The sequence below is a fragment of the Leisingera sp. ABM4_101 genome (genome assembly GCF_056158725.1).
Genome location: NZ_JBSWTV010000002.1, coordinates 3109146 through 3128535 on the forward strand (window position 1 = coordinate 3109146; position 19390 = coordinate 3128535).

Consider the following 19390-nt stretch of genomic DNA (forward strand, 5'->3'; position numbering starts at 1 on the left):
CCGCACCAGATCAGAACCTCGCCTGCAAGGTCAGGTCGAAGCTTTGCTCCTGGTCAAAGTCTTCTTTCCGAAGCGCCTTGGAGAAGTTGAACCGCAGCGGGCCGATGCCCGTGGTCCACAGAACCGAGACGCCAAGAACGTGGCGGAATGACCTGCCGCGGCCAACGATCCCGTTGCCGGTGTTCACACCGGCCGTATCGACATCCTGAAGCCCCCAAAGGCTGCCGACATCATAGAAAAGTGCTCCGCGCACTCCCAATTCCTCTGGCAGCCCCAAGGGGAATTCCGCATCAAAACGCGCCACAGCATAGTAGTTGCCGCCCAGGAAGTCATTGTAGTTCCCTGTCCCGCCTGTCACCTCGGACTGATCCCGCGGGCCAATACCGCCGGGTTCGAAGCCGCGCAGGATGGAGGGGGTCAGAACGAAACGGTCGATCGACCGGCTGAAACCACTGCCCTGCCACTGGAAGGCGCCCGCCTCCAGCGTTGCCCTCAGAGTGACCTCTTCATTCAAGATCCGCTTCTGAGCGACCAGCTTGGTTGTCGCCTTGATGTATTCGGAATCCCCGCCAAGGCCAGCATAGTCGGCGCCGACTTCCACCAGAAAACCGGCATTCGGATCCAGACCGGTCAGGCGGCTGTCATACCGGTAGGTAAAGCCAATTGTGCTGGAGGAACGCTCCCCCTGGGCGATTTCCCTTTGAATAACCGGGCTGGCCAGGAATGTAGAGGGATCATCATCCTCATTATCGCTGAACAGCATCTCGTCCTGATCCCAGGTATAGCGGACCTGCAGGGAGGTATTCTCTCCGGTATTGAACGTCAGCGCCGGCTGGAAGAAGATCCGTTTGGTCCGGTATTCAGAGAAACTGGAATCCGTCTCGTTCAGACCCAGGTCCAAATCGAACCGCAAATCGCGCCCCAGCAGGTATGGTTCGCTGAAGCCCAGCACATAGGAATCCGCCTCCGTAGCGGTCGCGATGTTAAACGACAGACGCTGGCCTCGGCCCAGAAAGTTGTTTTCGGACAAGCCTACCGTGACACCAAAGCCATCAGTCACAGAATAGGCACCACCAAGGTTCAATGAGCCGGTTGTTTGTTCCTCGACGTCGACATCGACAATCACCTGATCGGACGAACTGCCTTCGCGGGTTTCCACATCCGAAGTGGAAAAATACCCCAGCGCCCGGATCCGCTCCGCACTGTTGCGGATAGAACGCGGGTTGAACGGGTCGCCTTCAACTGAGCGGAACTGCTGACGGATCACCCGGTCCAGCGTGGTGGTGTTGCCCTCAATGTCGATCCGCTCAACAAAGACCCGCGGTCCGCGCTTCAGCACAAACTCAATGTCCAGGGTCAGATCTCTTTCATTGCGGGTCACCCGCGGTTCAACCCGCAGAAAGTCGATCTCGTTGCGGACAGCCAGGCCCTCCATACGGTCGATGGAGTTCTCTACCAGGGTCGGTGAAAACACCACACCCGGCTTGATTTTCAGCACCGACCGGAACAGATCGGCATCCGCCTCAGGCATTTCGCTGGTGACAGAGATATCGCCGAACTTGAACTGCTGGCCCTCGGTCACATCCACAACCAGGAACACAGCGTCCCGCTCCCGCGTCACTTCTGCGTTGGTGCTGTTCACCCGGAAATCCACGTACCCGCGCGACAGGTAGAAATCGCGCAGAACCTGCTTGTCGAATTCCAGCCGGTCCTCGATCAGCGTATCCGCATTGATAAACGCCCGCAGGAATCCGGCCTGCTTGGTTTCCAGCACGCGGCGAAGGCGGCGGTCGGAATACACCCGGTTACCGGTAAAGGAGACGCGCTCCACCTCGATGGTGTCGCCTTCGGAAATCTCAAACACCAAGTCGACGCGGTTGTTGCTGCGGCGGATAATCCGCGGCGTCACCCGGGACGCCAGGCGCCCCTGCACGCTGTAGGCCTCTGCGATCGCCGCGGCATCGCGTTCGGCCTGCGAAGGGCTGAAAACCCGGCGCGGCGCAAATTCGACAATCTGCTCCAGCGCATCGTCCTTCAGCCGCTTGTTGCCCTCAAAGCTGATCTGGCTGATGGTCGGAAACTCGGTGACTTTGATCACCAGCGTGCTGCCGCGCGGCACCAGTTCAACTGTTTCAAATACGCCACTGTCAAGGATGCGCTGGTAGGCATCGTTCAACTCGCCTGCGCTGACAGACTGGCCCCGTTCAATGCCGGTATAGGCGACAACCGTCGATGTCTGGATACGCTGGTTGCCTTCAACCTGAACCGAATTGAAGCGGAAGCTCTGCGCCCCTGCCGGCAGCGGCAGAACCGCGAAACCCAGCGCAACTGCCAGAGAAATGGCAGAAACCTTCCGGTACAAGATGTTGATGCCCGATTTACGCTCACCACAGGACTTGCCTGCGACCTTCCCCCAAACCATTTTTCAGAACCCGATTATTATAGCAGCTTTGGGATGTGCGTACCGGGTTTGCAAGCGCTTGTCAAAACCAACAAAGCGCATTCTGGCAGCAACCGGCGCGGCAGATTTGCGCGCCGGTTGCAGGAATCACAATGTGGCGAGCCAAGTGCCTGCAGTCAGCGCCCCCAGAATGGCAAAACCAGTCAGTGCCCGGTCCCAGTTCAGCCGGATCAGCAGGCCAAGCCCGCGATAGGAATGCGAAAGTGTCTGCATCGGATATTCCCCCAGTTCGGTCCACCATCGCGCAAAGGCAGCCAGAGACAGCCTGCGCGGATTGATAAAACGTTAACGGGGGAATGTGGCAGCACTTGGGCGGCAGCGTGGCCGCCCTGTGCCGTTTCACATGGCTGCGATCTTAGCAGAACAGGTCATTGCCAAGCGCAAACACCATCAACGACAGCACGATGGCGATGCCCAGCGACATCAGCACGCGCACAGCACGGTCGCTGGGCGGGCGGCCTGCAACGGCCTCATAGGCATAGAACATCAGGTGGCCGCCATCCAGCGCCGGAACCGGGAACAGGTTCAGCAGGCCCACAGCAGTCGACAGCACCGCAATAAAGCGGATAAAGCTTTCTGCCCCCTGACTTGCCATTGCGCCGGAAGTTTCGGCAATGCCGATCGGCCCTGACAGGTTACAGGTGCTGATGGCGCCCGTGATCATGTGCTTCAGCCCGGACAATGACGTCTCAACCACCGCCCAGACCTGATAGGTGCCTGCTGCCACAGCGGCGCCGAAACCTGCAGATTCGGTGGCCGGCTCAAAGGCCAGCCCTCCAATGATCCCGATCCGCCATTGAGTGGCAAAACCGCCATCCGGCTGCGGCTCGTCGGTGCGCCGCGGCGCCAGGGCCATTTCGACCATCTGGCCCTCGCGCCAGACATCCAGCACCAGAACCTTGCCGTCAGCCGCTTCAACATGCGCCTTCAGCTGGTCAAAGGAGACAACCGGCTCATCATCCATGGCGACGATCACATCGCCAGGCTCCAGCCCGGCATCCGACGCCGCGCTGCGCGGCACCACTCCGCGCACATAGGGCGGGTACAGATAGGGGCCGCTGACGCGGATCTCCGCCCCGTCGCGGCGCACCAGATACTCCAGCACCTGCTCCTGCGGCAGCGTTTCGCGGAAGACATCCCAGGCATCGCCGTCCAGATAGTCCGGCACTGCAATTCCGCCTGCGGAAACCAGCTCGTCACCGCTTTGCAGACCGTTTTCGATCCCGGGCAGCGGTGCCAGGCTGCCAATAGTCAGCGGATCCCGCATGGTGCCCTGCGACAGGGCCACTGCGGTGAAAATGATCGCTGACATCACGAAGTTGAACACCGGCCCCGCCGCAACTGTCGCCGTACGCGCCCACAGCGGTGCGCCATGCATGGTCCGGCGCAGCGCCGCCGGATCCTGCGCCGCAGCCTGCATTGCCTGCTGATCCTTGCCCGAGGCCGCATCGGCATCGCCCAGGAACTTAACAAAGCCGCCAAAAGGCAGCGCTGCCACCTGCCAGCGGGTTCCCCGCTTGTCCACCCGGCTCCACAAAACCGGACCGAACCCGAGCGAGAACACTTCCGCGTGGATTCCGGACCAGCGGCCAACGATGTAGTGGCCGTATTCATGTACGGCGACGATCACCGACAGCGCGATGACGAAGCTGGCGATTGTATAAAGAAAACCGCCAAACTGCGGGACAAAAGCAAGTATGTCCAAAGATCTACCCTATGCGTTCTTCTGCGGCCCTGGCGGCCTGTTTCCGTGCCAGATGGTCAACACGGGTCACGTTATCAAGTGTCATTGCGGCATCTATGAGGCCGCCGTCAGCCGTAAACCGCTCCAGAACCGTTTCCGTCACTGCCGCCATATCCGTGAAGCGGATGCGGCCGGCGATGAATTCATCCAGCGCCTGTTCCTTGGCAGCGTTAAAGGCCGCCCCCATCAGCCCGCCCCGCGCCATCACCTCATAGGCCAGCCGCAACGCCGGATAGCGTGCCGGATCAGGGGCGCGGAAGTTCAGCTGGCCGATGCGCGCCAGATCCAGCCGTTCCACCGGCAGGTGCTGCCGGTCCGGCCAATGCAGCGCATAACCGATGGCATGGCGCATATCCGCAGCCCCCAGATGCGCCATGATCGCGCCGTCGTTGAAGCCGACCAGCGCATGCACCAGCAACTCGGGATGCACCAGAACCTCGATCTGATCCGGATGCACCCCAAAGTATTCCCGGGTTTCAATAACTTCCAATGCTTTGTTAAACATTGACGCACTGTCGACGGTGATCCGCTGGCCCATGTCCCAATTGGGGTGCGAGGACGCCTGTGCCAATGTGGCATTGGGCAAATCCTCCAGCGGCCAGTCGCGAAAGGCACCGCCAGAGGCGGTGATGATGATCCGTTCAACCGCGCTGCTGTCCTCACCCGCAAGCCCCTGGAACACGGCTGAATGCTCGCTGTCCACCGGCAGCAGCCGGGCGCCATGTTTCTTTGCCGTTTCCAGCAGCAGTTTCCCCGCGCAAACCAGCAATTCCTTGTTGGCCAGCGCCAGCGTGGTGCCCTGCTTCAGCGCCTCAAGCCCCGGCGCCAGACCTGCCGCACCAACAATGGCCGACATGATCCAGTCCGCCGGGCGGGCCGCGGCCTCCACCAGGGCCGCCTGCCCTGCCGCCGCTTCCACGCCAGAGCCCTCTAGCGCCGCGCGCAGATCCGGCAAACGGTCCTCATAAGCGGTAACGGCGATCTCAGCCTGCAGCGCAATGGCGTCTTCCGCCAGACGCGCAATATTGGCACCGCCGGTCAGCGCCACCACATCGTAGGCGTCAGGCGCGCGGCGGATCAAGTCGATGGTGTTCTGGCCAATCGACCCGGTGGCGCCGAAGATCGAAACTTTCCGCATGTTCTTTCCTGCCTGGTTATCCCCAGATGGCGGTCACGGCCAGGAACATGGCCGCCGCCCCCAGCATTCCGTCAAAGCGGTCAAACAGACCGCCATGGCCAGGGATCAGTCCGCTGGAATCCTTGACGCCCATCTTCCGCTTCAGCGCACTCTCGGCAACGTCGCCCGCCTGGCTGGCCATTGACAGAAGCACCGAAAGCAGCACGAAACTGAACCCCAGATCCATCCGCACGGCAAAGACAGCCCCCACGATAACCGCAGCAATCCAGCCCGCTAAAGTGCCGCTCCAGGTTTTCTTGGGACTGACCCGCGGCCAGAATTTCGGCCCGCCAATCGCCTTGCCCGCAAAATACCCCGCGATGTCAGTGGCCACCACGATGCAGATCAGCCACAGCATCCACACCAGGCCCAACTGGCCGCGCAGCCAGATAAAGCCGAAACCGGCCAGCATCACCCACAGGGCAAAGCTGACAAAGTGGCGCCGCCGCTCGCGGAACTGGCCGAAGCCTGCCGCAACCGGCGCGGCCAGCAACGGCAGCACCCAGATCACCGGTAGCAGCGAGGCCAGCAGAACCGCAACGGCCGAAATCGCGCCCAGCTGCAGCGCGGTGCCGCTGCGCTCCGGCGCCAGCATCCGCACCAGCTCCCACACCATGCCGCCGCAGCAGAGCGCAATCAGCAGGTTGAACACCAGCCCGCCTGCCCAGACAGCATAGCCGCCCGCGGTCACCATCACCACGGCAGACAAGGCCCGCGGCAGCAGGTCCGACCAGCGGCCCTTGGCCCCGCTCATGTCTTGACGGCCCCGAACCGCCGGTCGCGGCGGCCGAAGCTGCTGCACAGCCGCGCCATTTCTTCGCTGGTAAAATCAGGCCACAGCGTGTCGATGAACTCATACTCTGCGTAAGCAGACTGCCACAGCAGGAAGTTCGAAATCCGCGCCTCGCCGCTGGTGCGGATCACCAGATCCGGATCCGGCAGCACATGGGTGTCCAGGTAGCGCGGCAGAGTTTCCTCATCGACGTCATCCGGATTCAGCCGCCCCTCAGCCACATCCCGGGCCAGCCGTTTCGTGGCACGCGCCACCTCGTCACGGCCGCCGTAGTTCAGCGCAATGGTCAGCTGGGTTCCGTCATTGCCTTCGGTTTTCTGCTCCAGCTTGTCCATCAGATCAATCAGCTTGGCATCCAGACGCACCCGGTCACCGATAAAACGCACCCGGACGTTCTTTTCTGCCAAAGCGTTCATTTCCTTGGAAATATAACGCCGGAACAGGCTCATCAGACCGGCCACTTCGGTCTGTGTGCGCTTCCAGTTCTCAGTCGAGAAGGCAAAGATGGTCAGATATTCGACGCCCAGACCCGGGCAGCACTCGACAATTTCACGCACCCGCCGCGCGCCGGCATGGTGGCCGAACAGCCGCGGCCGTCCCCGGGCCTGCGCCCAGCGGCCATTGCCGTCCATGATGATGGCCACATGGCGCGGGCCAGAGCGGGCCGCCGGAGCTTCTCCAGCAGCGCGCGCTTGCGGTTTCATATCTCCGGGCATCCTGCGCCGTCAGACCTGCATAATCTCGGCTTGCTTGGTCTCAAGCGCCTCGTCCACGACCTTGATCATCTGGTCGGTCAGTTCCTGAACCTCAGCTTCCCAGAACTTCTGATCGTCTTCAGACATGCCGTCGGCTTTCGCCTTCTTGATCTGGTCCATGCCGTCGCGGCGCACGTTGCGGATCGACACACGGGCGTGTTCGGCATACTGGCCGGCAACCTTGCCCAGCTCGCGGCGGCGCTCTTCGTTCAGCTCGGGGATCGGCAGCATGATGATGGTGCCGTTGAGCTGCGGGTTGATGCCCAGGCCAAACTCGCGGATCGCCTTTTCCACCTTGCCGACCAGCGACTTGTCCCAGACATTGATGGTCACCATGCGCGGCTCCGGCACGTTCACGGTGCCCACCTGGTTGATCGGCGTCATTGAGCCGTAGGCATCCACCATCACCGGCTCCAGCATCGAGGCCGAGGCACGGCCCGTCCGCAGCGAGGCAAACTCGGTGCGCAGGTTGGCCATCGCGCCTTCCATGCGGCGTTTCAGGTCGTCGGTATCCAGTTCGAAATCATCAGACATGCTGCTCTCTCCCCTTATCTGAGGCGGTCTTCCATTGGCTCTTAAGCCATTGGCGGGCCGATGTATAGCGATCTTGCGGAGGATTTGCCGCGGCAAACCCGGCAAATTGCGCCGGAAAACAGCTTTCCCCATCAGGCAAGTAAATAGCCCTGCGGCGTCAAATGTCCCGGTTGCAGCCAGCGGTGGAGGCACATCGCGCCCTTCACCGCCACCGCAATAGAGAAAGCGCCTCCCGCTTACCCTGCCTTCGGGTAATGGCAGAACGGCGGACGTGCTACGCCTTTGGAGTTGGCACCAATGCCTTCATACCAGCCTGCCGCCATAGCAATGATGTTATATTCAAACCAGAGCCAGGCATTTCTGTTCATTTCCCCGATCTACTCCTGAGCATAGATCCATCCCAAAGGCAGTTCTTCGCAGGTTACATTTTCGAACATGTAGCGCACGACACTGCCAAAGTGCTTCTCGAAAGCCGGAAAATTGCCCCGCATGTCCTGTGCTGCGGGAAGGCTGGCGCAAAACTCGCTGGGCACAACAGTAAAGCCATAAGCTGACCGCAATGGCGAAATGTCAAAAAAGCCTAACCTGCCTGCAATCATCTCTGCGGAAAGGAACTCTATGTAGGCTAGAAACCCTTGGTCCTCCGTCAGTCCGGGCAGGTTTTGAAGCGCTTTCCAGCCGTCCCGCAGGTAGCAGCCTGGCCTCGCGTCTTCAGTCTCCACAACAAATGATTTGATGCTGGACGCAAGAAACGCGTCCTTGCTGCTGTAAGACGTCTCGATCCGAGGCAGCTGAATCTCGCAAATGCTGCGGTCCAGCACCACCCAGACACCTTCCCGCTGCGCTTTCCCTCTGGACAAGGTGTTTTCCGCCAACTGGCCGAACTCCACAGCAGAGAACCCGTGCTTTGCAGCCTTTTCAATAACGGGTGCCCCGATGGTGCAGCCCTCATATTGCAGGAAATCTATCAATTCGGCCTCTCCTGCGGCCGCAGCCGCAGGAGCCAGCCAAATGCCAGCTTACATAAAAGCTTCATCCGGCACCTTGGGTCAGCCGTGAACTTTGGTATAGGTTCCCTCACCGGCCAGAATACCGCGGAAACCGCCCGGCTCATCCAGCGGGAACACGATCAGCGGCAGGTTGTTGTCACGCGCCAGCGCAATGGCAGAGGCATCCATCACCTTCAGGCGCTTGGCGAACACATCATCATAGCTGATTTCGTCATAGCGGACGGCGTCGTCATGCTGTGCCGGATCTTTGTCGTACACACCATCCACCCCGTTCTTGCCCATGAAGATCGCCTCGCAGGCCATTTCATTCGCACGCAGGGTCGCCGCTGTATCGGTGGTGAAATAGGGGTTGCCGGTGCCCGCCGCAAAGATGCAGACCCGCTTCTTCTCCAGGTGGCGCACGGCGCGGCGGCGGATGTAAGGTTCAGCCACTTCATCCATGCGGATCGCCGAGATCACCCGGGTGAAGACGCCCAGGCCTTCCAGCGCCGATTGCATCGCCAGCGCGTTCATCACGGTAGCCATCATCCCCATATAGTCGGCGGTGGTGCGCTCCATCCCCTGGGCCGAGCCAGAGAGGCCGCGGAAAATGTTGCCGCCGCCGATTACCATGCAGATTTCCACCCCCATGTCGTGCACGGTCTTCACCTCGCGGGCGATGCGCTGCACGGTCGGCGGATGCAGACCGAACCCCTGATCGCCCATCAATGCCTCGCCCGAAATTTTCAGCATGACGCGTTTATAGGCGGCGGCCGGATCCAGCTCCGGCTTGTCTTGCGGTTGAGGCATGTTGCGCTCCAGAAGATGTGAGGGTTAATTTGCGCGCAAAATGGAATAAATCGCTGCCGGTTTCAATCCGCGCAGCGCGGTTTCCGCACAGTTTTGCGGAACTGGCCTTATAGACGGACGCCTGAATGACGCTGCCCGACATCAACCCGGACCTGCCTGTGCTGATTGCAGGCCCGACAGCCTCGGGCAAATCCGCCCTGGCACTGGAAATTGCAGAACGCCAAGGCGGCGTCATCGTCAACGCCGATGCCAGCCAGGTGTATGAATGCTGGCGGGTGATCACTGCCCGCCCCTCCGCCGATGAAGAAACCCGGGCGCGCCATGCGCTTTATGGCCATGTGGCCTATGACGCCGAATATTCGGCCGGCCATTGGCTGCGCGAGGTGCTGCCGCTGCTGCACGGGCCTGAACGGCCGATCATCGTCGGCGGCACTGGCCTCTATTTCACGGCGCTGACCGAAGGCATGGCGGAAATCCCCGCTACCCCGCCTGCGATCAGGGCAGAAGGCGACACGCTTACGCTGGAGGCGCTGCGGGCGGGCCTCGACCCGCAGACCGCCGCCCATATCGACCTGCAGAACCGCGCCCGGGTGCAGCGGGCCTGGGAGGTGCTGAAGGCCACCGGGCGGTCCTTGGCCAGCTGGCAGGAGGAAACCCCGGATCCGGCGCTACCGCTGCAGAACTGCACGGCGATGGTTCTGAACTCGGACAAATCCTGGCTGGAGGCGCGGATCCGCAAACGCTTCGGGCAGATGCTGGACCAGGGCGCCCTGGCAGAGATTGAAGCAATGCGCGACCGTTATGACCCGGCCCTGCCCTCCTGCAAGGCCATCGGCGTGCCAGAACTCACAGGCTATATCCAGGGGCAGCTCACCCTGGAAGAGGCAGAGGAACGTGCCGCCATTGCTACCCGTCAGTTTGCCAAACGCCAGCGCAGCTGGTTCCGCGCCCGGATGAAAAACTGGCAGCAGATCGCCTTGGGCTGAAGTCCGCCTGCAGCAGTGACAGCCCGTTTTCACCTTAATTTACTTAAACTTGCCAGAATCGCCATTTCGTGCCTTGTTGCGCCGGAATTTATGTTGCCGCAGTCCAAGATAGCTGATGCCATTTGATCCGAACCTTTCCGGCGGGATTGCCGCCGCCCCGCTGCTCAGACTGGCGCCGGACGGTGCCTGGCAGACCGGGCTGGCCCATACCCGACGCGAGCATCTGCTGATCTGGATCACGCGCGGCCAGGGGCGGATCTGCGTCAACGGCGGGCAGCGCGGCTTTGGCCCCCATTGCGCCATCTTCATTCCGGCGGGCACCCTGTGGTTCGCCGATTTTACCCGTCAATGCCTGGGCCAGGTCCTGACAGTCTCAGGTCCCCTGCCGCCGCCGTTTCCCGATACTCCCGTCCACAAGCGCATCACCGGCTTGCAGGATCAGACCCGGCTGACCGCGATATTCGAATCCATCAGCCGGGAGCAGGCCGGGCAGGAACACCATTGGCGCCGCGCCGTTCAGGCCCATTGCGAACTGGCGGCGATCCTGCTGCAGCGGCAGACTGAAACCGTCAGCCAGCCGACCAGGCAAACCGCCGCGCAACGCCTGTGCCAGGCCTATTGCCTCCGGGTTGCCGCGCTTCAGGACAGCCAGATCAGCATGGCAGGCCACGCCGCAGCCCTGAATGTGACGCCCACCCATTTGACCCGGGTCTGCAAAGCCCAGACCGGCAAGACAGCCGCCGCCTTGCTGACCGAACGCCAGCTCCACGCCGCCCGGGCGCTGCTGATCGGCTCGGAGCTGCCGATCCGTGATATTGCGGCCCAGCTCGGGTTTCGCAGCGCAGCCTATTTCACCCGCTTCATTTCCCAGCACACCGGGCAAACCCCCAGCGCGCTGCGCAAGGCAGCCCGGCTGAAACAGAAATAGACCAGCCGCCTGCAAATTCTTGCATGTTTTCCGCCGGGTGCAGATATCCGGCGATCACTGGGCAGTTTTGAACAGTATGCAGCGGCATTCTGTATCCAAACAGAAAAGCGACGCTAAAAATGTCGTATTTTTACCCCTAAACGCCGAAACTGTGCATTGACGAAACGGCGTATCTCTGCCCGAATGAGGCCATGGGGAAACTTTAAGCCGCAACACCAAATTCATGAGCCTGGCAGACGCCGGGCCGAAAACCGTTTCGCAAAACAAAGAACCGAACGGTACAACAGGGAGACCTAAATGACCAAAGACACAATCAACGGAGCACCGGTACACTGGGCAGCCAAGATGCACGCGAAAGAAGTGCTTGACGGCAAGCTCGACCGCCGGGAGTTCCTGACCCGCGCCACCGCGCTGGGTGTGACCGCAACCGCGGCCTATGGCATGATCGGCATGAGCGCTCCGGCAAAAGCCGCCGAAGGCATGCAGGACGGCGGCACCCTGCGCGTTCAGATGAGCGTGCGCCCGCTGAAGGACCCGCGCACCTATGACTGGTCGGAAATGGGCAACCAGACCCGTGGCACCATGGAATACCTCGTCGAATACAACAGCGACGGCTCCTTCAGCCCGATGCTGCTGGAAAGCTGGGAAATCAACGAAGACGCCACCGTTTACACCCTGAACGTCCGCCAGGGCGTCAAATGGAACAACGGCGACGATTTCACCGCCGAGGATGTCGCCCGCAACATCGCCCGCTGGTGCGACAAGTCGATGGAAGGCAACTCCATGGCCGGCCGTTTCGGCACCCTGGTGGATGCAAACTCCGGCCAGGCAATCGAAGGCGCCATCGAGGTGGTCGACAGCCACACCGTGAAGCTGAACCTGCCGAATTCGGACATCTCGCTGATCGCAGGCATGTCGGATTATCCGGCGGCCATCGTGCACTCCAGCTACCAGACCGACGACTTCCTGAGCAACGTCGGCACCGGCCCCTACCTGCTGACCGAGCTGGAAGTGGGCGTGAAGGCAACGCTGGAACGCAATGCTGACCATGCCTGGTGGGGCGAGTCGGTATTCGGCAAGCCGGCACTGGACCGCATCGAATACATCGACTTTGGCACCGACCCCTCCTCCTGGATGGCGGCGCTGGAATCCGACGAAGTCGACATGCTGCACGAGTCGGTTGGTGAATTCATCGACGTGCTGGACGGTCTCGGCTACCAGCGTTCCGAAGTGGTCACCATGGCGTCCATCGTCATCCGCCCCAACCAGCTGGCGGAAATCGACGGCAAGAAAGTCTATGCTGACAAGCGTGTGCGCCAGGCGATCCAGAAAGCCGTAGATAACTCGGTCTGCCTGGAACTTGGCTATGGCGGCCGCGGCGCGCCTGCGGAAAACCACCATGTCGGCCCGATTCACCCGGAATACGCCGAATTGCCTCAGCAAAAAGCCGATCCGGCTGCTGCCAAGGCACTGATGGAAGAAGCAGGCATGATGGATTTCGAGCACGAGCTGCTGTCCATCGACGACGACTGGCGCCGAAACACCACCGACGCCGTCGCCGCGCAGCTGCGCGATGCCGGTTTCAAGGTGAAGCGGACTGTGCTGCCCGGGTCGACCTTCTGGAACGACTGGGCCAAGTACCCGTTCTCTTCGACCAACTGGAACCACCGTCCGCTGGGCGTGCAGATCTGGGCGCTGGCCTACAAGTCCGGCGAGGCTTGGAACGAATTCGGCTGGGAAAACGCAGAATTCGACGCCCTGCTTGCCGAGGCCCTGTCGATCGCCGACGCCGACAAGCGCCGCGAGATCTCTGCCAAGGGACAGGCCCTGATCCAGGAAGAAGGCGTGACCATTCAGCCCTACTGGCGCTCGCTCTACCGCCACACCCGTGAAGGCGTGGCCGGTGCTGACATGCACATCTCCTTCGAGCACCACCACTACAAGTGGGGCTGGGCTGCCTAAACGGCACCAACCCGGCATTTAAAATGTCAGGCACCGCCCCGCTGGGGCGGTGCACTCCAGCTAAGACATCAAGAGACCCGCACATAAAGCCGGGTCCGATCCGCCAGACTGACAGGGGACCCCAATGGGACTTTTCATTCTCCGACGTTCGGGCGTGATGCTGCTGACGGCCTTGTGCCTGACGTTCATCGTGTTCTTTCTGACGAACCTTTACCCAAACCTTGAGAAACTCGCCAAGACACAAGGCAACTTCCGGATGTCGGACGAGGCCGTGGCCAGCTGGCTTGACGCCAATGGCTATGGGGGGTCGATGGTGTCCAAGTACGGCCAGTGGCTGGGCGTGCTGCCGGGCTGGACCCGCGAAACCGAAGAAGGATTTACCGGCCGCTGCATGACCGGCACCGTGAGCGCCGAAGAGGCGGCAAACGCCGCCACGTTCTGCGGCATCCTGCAGGGCGACTGGGGCTATTCCACCCGCTTCAAGGATGAGGTCTCCACCATTGTGTCCGAACGGCTCGGCAACACCGGCCGCCTGATGTTCTGGGTGCTGGTGCTGATGGTGCCTTCGGCGCTGATCATCGGCGTGCTGGCAGGGATGCGCGAAGGCTCAGCCACCGACCGCAGCCTGTCGACCGCCTCGATCCTGACAACAGCAACTCCTGAATATGTCTCCGGCGTGATCTTTATCGCTGTCTTCACCTCCTCCACCGTGGGCCTCAAGTGGTTCAAGGGCACCGCCACCTCGGCGATGGACAACCCGAACTTTGAAAACTTCTTCCTGCCGGTGCTGACCATTGCGCTCTACGGGATGGGCTATATCGCCCGGATGACCCGCGCCTCGATGACCGAAGTGATGACCGCGCAATACATCCGCACCGCCCGCCTCAAGGGTGTAAGCTTCCACAATATCGTGCTGAAGCACGCGCTCAGGAACGCGCTGATTGCCCCCTTCACCGTCATCATGCTGCAGTTCCCCTGGCTCCTGAACGGCGTCGTGATCGTCGAGACCCTGTTCAACTACAAGGGCTTCGGCTGGGTGCTGGTGGAAGCCGCAGGCAACAACGACATTGAACTGCTGCTGGCCGTCTCTGTGGTCTCAGTCTTCGTGGTGCTGATCACACAGCTGATTTCCGACATCGGCTATGTGTACCTGAACCCGCGTATCCGGATCTCTTAAGGAAGGCAGCAGAGCATGGAACCTCTTAGCGGTATCGAAATTACCGGGCGTATCATCTACCAGCTGTCCCCTGTTTGGATTTCCCTGGTGATCCTTTACGCCTTCTCCATCGGCTTCAAACGGCGGCTGGGCCTCTACGGCAAACTGTTTGACAGCCCCATCGGCATGATCGGCTTTGGCCTGGTGATGTTCTGGGTGTTCACCGGCATCTACGGCGCCATGGATATGATCATCACCCATGACCCGCTGACCCAGGTCTCGGGCATGAAGAACAAGGTCCCCGGCACCCCGCTGCGCGGCGCCGAGGAAGGCGACTATGCCTATTACCTCCTGGGCGGCGACAACCTGGCCCGCGACGTCTTCAGCCGCCTGGTCAAAGGCGCCTGGGAAGTCATCAAGATTGCCCCGATGGCGGCTGTGTTCGCCTTCATGGTGGGGATCACCCTGGGCCTGCCCGCTGGCTACTACGGCGGCAAGCTGGACACTGCCCTGTCCTTTGCGGCAAACCTGATCCTGGCCTTCCCGGTGATCCTGCTGTTCTACCTGCTGGTAACGCCCGAGATCGTGGCGACCGGCGTGCCGAACTATATGGCGATTGTGCTGTTCATCTTCCCGATCATCTTTGTCGGCGTTCTGCTGAACTCGCGCTATTACACCCGGCCCAAGCTGCGCAACTGGCTGCTGCCGGTGGTGCTGGGCACGATCATCTGGTTCTACCTGCAGCTGGTCTCCAACGGCGGCTACCTGATCAACACGCCGGCCTATGCGATCTGGGGCCTGCCCCAAGCGATGGATCTGTTCGACATTCCCGGCGGTATCCTGGTGGTCTTTGTGTCGGTGGTCTTCGTCAACTCGCCCACGGTGTTCCGTATCGTGCGCGGCCTGACGCTGGACATCAAAACCCGCGACTATGTGGCTGCCGCCCAGACCCGCGGCGAGGGCCCCTGGTACATCATGCTGTGGGAGATCCTGCCCAACGCCCGCGGGCCGCTGATCGTCGATTTCTGCCTGCGCATCGGCTACACCACCATCCTCTTGGGTACCCTCGGCTTCTTCGGCCTTGGCCTGCCGCCGGAAAGCCCGGACTGGGGATCGACCATCAATGACGGCCGCAAGCTGCTGTCGATCTACCTGCACCCGGCCCTGCCGCCTGCCTTTGCGCTGCTGACGCTGGTTCTGGGTCTGAACCTGCTGGCCGATGGTCTGCGCGAAGAGAGCCTGAAAGACTGATCCAAACCGGCGGGACCGGGGGCCAGCCCCCGGACCCCCGGAATACTTGAGGCCAGAAGAAAGGGATCCGGTCCCTTCCAGCCTCAACAGGGAGACAAAAAATGAGCAAACTGGCAGACTATGACGGCCCGATCCTCGAGATTGACAAGCTGTCGATCTCCTTCTTCACCCGCCTGCGCGAAATCCCCGCAGTGATGGATTTCTCTGTGGCCGTGCAGCCCGGTGAGGCCGTGGGCCTGGTGGGTGAATCCGGCTGCGGCAAATCCACCGTGGCGCTTGGCGTCATGCAGGATCTTGGCAAGAACGGCCGCATCGTCGGCGGCACCATCAAGTTCAAGGGCCGCGACCTCAGCGAGATGAGCGCCGAGGAGCTGCGCGACATCCGCGGCAACGAGATCGCCATGATCTATCAGGAGCCGATGGCCTCGCTCAATCCGGCGATGAAAATCGGCAAGCAGCTGATGGAAGTGCCGATGATCCACGAGGGCGTCAGCGAAAAGGAGGCCTATGCCCGCGCGCTGGAAGTGGTGACCGACGTGCGCCTGCCCGACCCGGAGCGGATGCTGAACTCCTTCCCGCACCAGCTGTCCGGCGGCCAGCAGCAGCGGATCGTGATTGCGATGGCGCTGATGTCGAAACCCTCGCTGCTGATCCTGGATGAGCCGACCACGGCGCTTGATGTGACGGTTGAGGCCGCAGTGGTGGAACTGGTCAAGGACCTGGGCAAGAAATACGGCACCTCGATGCTGTTCATCAGCCACAACCTTGGCCTGGTGCTGGAAACCTGCGACCGGCTGTGTGTGATGTATTCCGGCGAGGCGGTGGAACGCGGCTCGATCAAGGATGTCTTTGACGAAATGCAGCACCCCTATACCCAGGCGCTGTTCCGCTCGATCCCGCTGCCGGGCGCCGACAAGAACTCGCGCCCGCTGGTTGCGATCCCCGGCAACTTCCCCCTGCCCCACGAACGCCCGCCAGGGTGCAACTTCGGGCCGCGTTGCGACTATTTCGAGGAGGGGCGCTGCGATCAGGACCGGGTCATCCCGATGTCGCCGGTGCACGGCAACGACCGCCACGAGACCCGCTGTCTGAAGTTCGAGGAAATCGACTGGAACGCACCTATCACCGTGGGCGAAGAGAAGGAAAAGACCGCGCCGGGCAAAGTTGTTCTCAAGATGGACAACCTCAAGAAATACTACGAGGTTGCTGCCAACGCGCTGTTCGGCGGCGGTGAGAAGAAGGTGGTCAAGGCCAACGAAACGCTGAGCTTTGAGGCCCGCGAATCCGAGACCCTCGCCATCGTCGGCGAGAGCGGCTGCGGCAAGTCGACCTTTGCCAAGGTGCTGATGGGGCTGGAAACCGCCACCGACGGCCAGATCCTGCTCGACAACCGCAATATCGAGCAGATCCCGATCGAGGAGCGCGACACCCGGACCGTCTCCGACGTGCAGATGGTGTTCCAGAACCCGTTTGACACGCTGAACCCCTCGATGACGGTCGGCCGCCAGATCATGCGGGCGCTGGAAATCTTTGGCATCGGCAATTCCGAAGCCGAGCGCAAGAAAAGGATGCTGGAGCTTCTCGACCTGGTGAAGCTGCCCCGCGCCTTTGCCGAGCGGATGCCGCGGCAGCTGTCAGGCGGCCAGAAGCAGCGGGTGGGCATCGCCCGCGCCTTTGCCGGCGGCGCCCGCATCGTGGTGGCGGACGAACCTGTCTCTGCGCTCGACGTGTCGGTGCAGGCGGCGGTCACCGACCTGTTGATGGAGATCCAGCGTAACGAGAAGACAACGCTCTTGTTCATCTCCCACGACCTGTCGATCGTTCGTTATCTATCCGACCGCGTCATGGTGATGTATCTCGGCCATGTGGTCGAGCTTGGCGACACCGACCAGGTGTTCTCGCCGCCCTACCACCCCTATACCGAGGCGCTGCTGTCGGCGGTGCCGATTGCCGACACTTCGGTGGAGAAGGAGCATATCGTTCTGGAAGGCGACATCCCTTCGGCGATGAGCCCGCCCCCGGGCTGCCCGTTCCAGACCCGCTGCCGCTGGAAGTCCGAAGTGCCGGGCGGGCTGTGCGAGCGCGACGTGCCGCCGGTGCGCACCCTGGAGGGCGGCCACCAGATCAAATGCCACCTCAGCGACGAGGTGCTGGAGCAGATGAAGCCGGTGATCAAAATCGCGGCGGAATAAACTCCTAGCATTATCAGCCGGAAAACCGGAAAAATAAAAGCGTCAGAGTAGCATCCGGCGCTTTTTTTCTAAGGATCTTGTGGCCTAAATCCCCTGGAAAATGCCTAGGCAGCTGTGAACTGCCCGCTGTAGGCTGCGTTTCTGTCCATTTGCTGCCACTCGTCAACCCAACGTTGCCCTCCTAGTCCTTCGACCAGCGGCTGCAGCTGCTTTTCAAATGATTTCCACTTGCCAAGTCCTTCAAAATTAATCTCTTTCCGCACTTGAATCTGTGAGGCGGTGTTAACGAAGCCGGTAGGGGCACCGGGAGTCAAGCAGGCCTCCTCCCACTCCAGGCCGCAATGCTCCAGCACGGAGCGGGTTTGCGTCTCCGGATTTCGGAGCAGTGCCTCGAAGGACTGCACACGCATTTGGCTGCCCAGCTTTTGCTGATAATCCGCCGCTGACCTGAAAACACTTGCCGTCATCCGGCCCAGCCAGTCCAAGCGGCTTCCATAGGGCATGGGTTCATCGAAGGCTATAGAGAAGATTGACAAGCCGACATCCAACGGGTGGCGGGACATGAAGATGAACTTTGCTCCCGGAAGCAAAACATGTGCAAGGCCAAGGTGCAGACAGTTCATCGGCATTTTGTCGACAACGACGGCCCCCTTATCATTGCCTTGCAAAGCTGCGGCGTAATAGTACTGGCGGAAAACCGAAATTTCCTTGTCGCTCAAGCTGCCGAACCAAGACCATAGATTTTCTCCGCGTCCCACTTCCGAACAGTATCTGTTAATCTCCTTCAGAGTATTTGTCAGCGCTCTGCTTTCTCCAATCGTTCCGATCTTGGAGTGACGCGTCAGAATGGTTTCCATCAAAGTGGTGCCAGACCGGGGAAGCCCGCAGATAAAGACCATCCTTGGCCCGTCCACCGGCTGTTCCTCCGCATCTCCAGCCGAGAAGATTGCGGTTTGAAGGTCAATTGCCAAGTCAGCTTCATCAGGGTCAAACTTGGCACCAAGCACCTCTTTGGATTTAGAGAAATAGTGCATGGCGGCCGCCGGTTTCCCCCGCTGCCTTTCTATCGCGCCTATGGTATTGAACACCACCGCCGCATCTTTAGGGGCAAGACCGGCCCGGCTCTCCAATTCGTAAAGCCTAGCAGCATATTCGCTGCCGGCTTCGTAAGGCTCAAGCATGTACAGCCCAAACAGCGCCCTGACCAGAAACGGGTCCAGTGCCAGTGCATCCTTGAAGTTCCTAACAGCGGCATCGCTGTCACCAGCCGCCATCTGCATGCCCGCAAGTTTTGCAGGGATTGCGGCGTTCTCAGGCATACGCTCCCGCATGATCTTCAAAAGCGAGATGGCTGTCCCCGCGTCTCCAAGGCTGAAAAAGCACATAGCTGCGCGCTCAAGTATCCTTGGGTCCAGATCCCCCATTCTCAGGCGAGGTGACAGGATCGAGAGCGCCCCTTTATAGTCACCCTTATTCCGCAACTGATCAGCTTTTGACAGCAAGCTTTCCACGGCGCCCGGTCCAGTAGTAGAAATACCCGAAATCTGCTTCATCTGCTCACTCACTCTAGGAGAACAGTTTCAGGTAAGCGCAAATTGGTAAACGCCCGATAAAGGGCCTGCAGCCGGGCTGCCTAGCAGTGCATCCTAGCT

The 19390-nt window shown here is 60.9% G+C and carries 16 protein-coding genes; 6 read left to right on the forward strand and 10 right to left on the reverse strand.

Features of this window, described 5'->3' with window-relative positions; translation table 11 throughout:
* Nucleotides 1-10 precede the first annotated feature (10 nt).
* The 9 genes from bamA to pyrH all read right to left on the reverse strand — a co-directional run bounded on the left by bamA (nucleotide 11) and on the right by pyrH (nucleotide 9263).
* Nucleotides 11-2422 carry an outer membrane protein assembly factor BamA gene (gene bamA / locus ACXAEK_RS16380; RefSeq protein ID WP_475043495.1) on the reverse strand — a complete coding sequence of 804 codons (2412 nt, stop codon included), beginning with the start codon at nucleotides 2420-2422 and terminating at the stop codon, nucleotides 11-13.
* Nucleotides 2423-2548: 126 nt separating this feature from the next.
* On the reverse strand, nucleotides 2549-2674 hold the full coding sequence (locus ACXAEK_RS16385) for a hypothetical protein (protein ID WP_475043496.1): 126 nt from the start codon (nucleotides 2672-2674) through the stop codon (nucleotides 2549-2551).
* Nucleotides 2675-2816: 142 nt separating this feature from the next.
* The gene (gene rseP / locus ACXAEK_RS16390; RefSeq protein ID WP_475043497.1) at nucleotides 2817-4166 is read right to left on the reverse strand and encodes an RIP metalloprotease RseP; all 1350 of its coding nucleotides are present in this window, start codon (nucleotides 4164-4166) and stop codon (nucleotides 2817-2819) included.
* Nucleotides 4167-4170: 4 nt separating this feature from the next.
* On the reverse strand, nucleotides 4171-5343 hold the full coding sequence (gene dxr, locus ACXAEK_RS16395) for a 1-deoxy-D-xylulose-5-phosphate reductoisomerase (protein WP_475043499.1): 1173 nt from the start codon (nucleotides 5341-5343) through the stop codon (nucleotides 4171-4173).
* A 16-nt stretch (nucleotides 5344-5359) separates the two neighbouring features.
* The gene (locus tag ACXAEK_RS16400; protein ID WP_475043500.1) at nucleotides 5360-6136 is read right to left on the reverse strand and encodes a phosphatidate cytidylyltransferase; all 777 of its coding nucleotides are present in this window, start codon (nucleotides 6134-6136) and stop codon (nucleotides 5360-5362) included.
* Nucleotides 6133-6891 (reverse strand): isoprenyl transferase, encoded by a 759-nt coding sequence (locus ACXAEK_RS16405; protein WP_475043502.1) that lies wholly within the window; start codon nucleotides 6889-6891, stop codon nucleotides 6133-6135. The genes ACXAEK_RS16400 and ACXAEK_RS16405 overlap by 4 nt, the downstream gene beginning before the upstream one ends.
* A 9-nt stretch (nucleotides 6892-6900) precedes the next feature.
* Nucleotides 6901-7464: a ribosome recycling factor gene (frr, locus tag ACXAEK_RS16410; protein ID WP_475043503.1), complete on the reverse strand. Its 564-nt coding sequence runs from the start codon at nucleotides 7462-7464 to the stop codon at nucleotides 6901-6903.
* 377 nt (nucleotides 7465-7841) lie between these two features.
* Nucleotides 7842-8435 carry a hypothetical protein gene (locus tag ACXAEK_RS16415; RefSeq protein ID WP_475043504.1) on the reverse strand — a complete coding sequence of 198 codons (594 nt, stop codon included), beginning with the start codon at nucleotides 8433-8435 and terminating at the stop codon, nucleotides 7842-7844.
* A 78-nt stretch (nucleotides 8436-8513) separates the two neighbouring features.
* Nucleotides 8514-9263 carry a UMP kinase gene (gene pyrH, locus ACXAEK_RS16420; RefSeq protein WP_475043506.1) on the reverse strand — a complete coding sequence of 250 codons (750 nt, stop codon included), beginning with the start codon at nucleotides 9261-9263 and terminating at the stop codon, nucleotides 8514-8516.
* Between the two features lie 125 nt (nucleotides 9264-9388).
* On the opposite strand from pyrH, the gene miaA reads away from it, so the two are divergent.
* From miaA to ACXAEK_RS16450, 6 genes are all read left to right on the forward strand, one after another.
* Complete coding sequence (gene miaA, locus ACXAEK_RS16425) at nucleotides 9389-10249, forward strand: tRNA (adenosine(37)-N6)-dimethylallyltransferase MiaA (protein WP_475043507.1); 861 nt, start codon at nucleotides 9389-9391, stop codon at nucleotides 10247-10249.
* A gap of 115 nt (nucleotides 10250-10364) precedes the next feature.
* On the forward strand, nucleotides 10365-11177 hold the full coding sequence (locus ACXAEK_RS16430) for a helix-turn-helix transcriptional regulator (RefSeq protein WP_475043509.1): 813 nt from the start codon (nucleotides 10365-10367) through the stop codon (nucleotides 11175-11177).
* Nucleotides 11178-11474: 297 nt separating this feature from the next.
* Entirely contained in the window at nucleotides 11475-13139 is a 1665-nt protein-coding gene (locus ACXAEK_RS16435; RefSeq protein WP_475043511.1) for an ABC transporter substrate-binding protein, read from the forward strand.
* Nucleotides 13140-13263: 124 nt separating this feature from the next.
* The gene (locus tag ACXAEK_RS16440) at nucleotides 13264-14316 is read left to right on the forward strand and encodes an ABC transporter permease (RefSeq protein WP_475043513.1); all 1053 of its coding nucleotides are present in this window, start codon (nucleotides 13264-13266) and stop codon (nucleotides 14314-14316) included.
* 15 nt (nucleotides 14317-14331) lie between these two features.
* Entirely contained in the window at nucleotides 14332-15546 is a 1215-nt protein-coding gene (locus tag ACXAEK_RS16445) for an ABC transporter permease (protein ID WP_475043515.1), read from the forward strand.
* A gap of 101 nt (nucleotides 15547-15647) precedes the next feature.
* On the forward strand, nucleotides 15648-17738 hold the full coding sequence (locus tag ACXAEK_RS16450; RefSeq protein WP_475043517.1) for a dipeptide ABC transporter ATP-binding protein: 2091 nt from the start codon (nucleotides 15648-15650) through the stop codon (nucleotides 17736-17738).
* 104 nt (nucleotides 17739-17842) lie between these two features.
* Here the strand turns inward: ACXAEK_RS16450 and ACXAEK_RS16455 are convergent, their stop codons facing one another.
* Entirely contained in the window at nucleotides 17843-19291 is a 1449-nt protein-coding gene (locus tag ACXAEK_RS16455; RefSeq protein WP_475043518.1) for a sulfotransferase family protein, read from the reverse strand.
* Between the last annotated feature and the right edge of the window lie 99 nt (nucleotides 19292-19390).

Bases quoted from the DNA above. Each gene is read 5' to 3' on its own strand.
- bamA (WP_475043495.1), bottom strand. From the start codon at position 2,422: ATGGTTTGGGGGAAGGTCGCAGGCAAGTCCTGTGGTGAGCGTAAATCG.
- ACXAEK_RS16385 (WP_475043496.1), bottom strand. From the start codon at position 2,674: ATGCAGACACTTTCGCATTCCTATCGCGGGCTTGGCCTGCTGATCCGG.
- dxr (WP_475043499.1), bottom strand. From the start codon at position 5,343: ATGCGGAAAGTTTCGATCTTCGGCGCCACCGGGTCGATTGGCCAGAAC.
- ACXAEK_RS16400 (WP_475043500.1), bottom strand. From the start codon at position 6,136: ATGAGCGGGGCCAAGGGCCGCTGGTCGGACCTGCTGCCGCGGGCCTTG.
- ACXAEK_RS16405 (WP_475043502.1), bottom strand. From the start codon at position 6,891: ATGCCCGGAGATATGAAACCGCAAGCGCGCGCTGCTGGAGAAGCTCCG.
- frr (WP_475043503.1), bottom strand. From the start codon at position 7,464: ATGTCTGATGATTTCGAACTGGATACCGACGACCTGAAACGCCGCATG.
- pyrH (WP_475043506.1), bottom strand. From the start codon at position 9,263: ATGCCTCAACCGCAAGACAAGCCGGAGCTGGATCCGGCCGCCGCCTAT.
- miaA (WP_475043507.1), top strand. From the start codon at position 9,389: ATGACGCTGCCCGACATCAACCCGGACCTGCCTGTGCTGATTGCAGGC.
- ACXAEK_RS16430 (WP_475043509.1), top strand. From the start codon at position 10,365: ATGCCATTTGATCCGAACCTTTCCGGCGGGATTGCCGCCGCCCCGCTG.
- ACXAEK_RS16435 (WP_475043511.1), top strand. From the start codon at position 11,475: ATGACCAAAGACACAATCAACGGAGCACCGGTACACTGGGCAGCCAAG.
- ACXAEK_RS16440 (WP_475043513.1), top strand. From the start codon at position 13,264: ATGGGACTTTTCATTCTCCGACGTTCGGGCGTGATGCTGCTGACGGCC.
- ACXAEK_RS16445 (WP_475043515.1), top strand. From the start codon at position 14,332: ATGGAACCTCTTAGCGGTATCGAAATTACCGGGCGTATCATCTACCAG.
- ACXAEK_RS16450 (WP_475043517.1), top strand. From the start codon at position 15,648: ATGAGCAAACTGGCAGACTATGACGGCCCGATCCTCGAGATTGACAAG.
- ACXAEK_RS16455 (WP_475043518.1), bottom strand. From the start codon at position 19,291: ATGAAGCAGATTTCGGGTATTTCTACTACTGGACCGGGCGCCGTGGAA.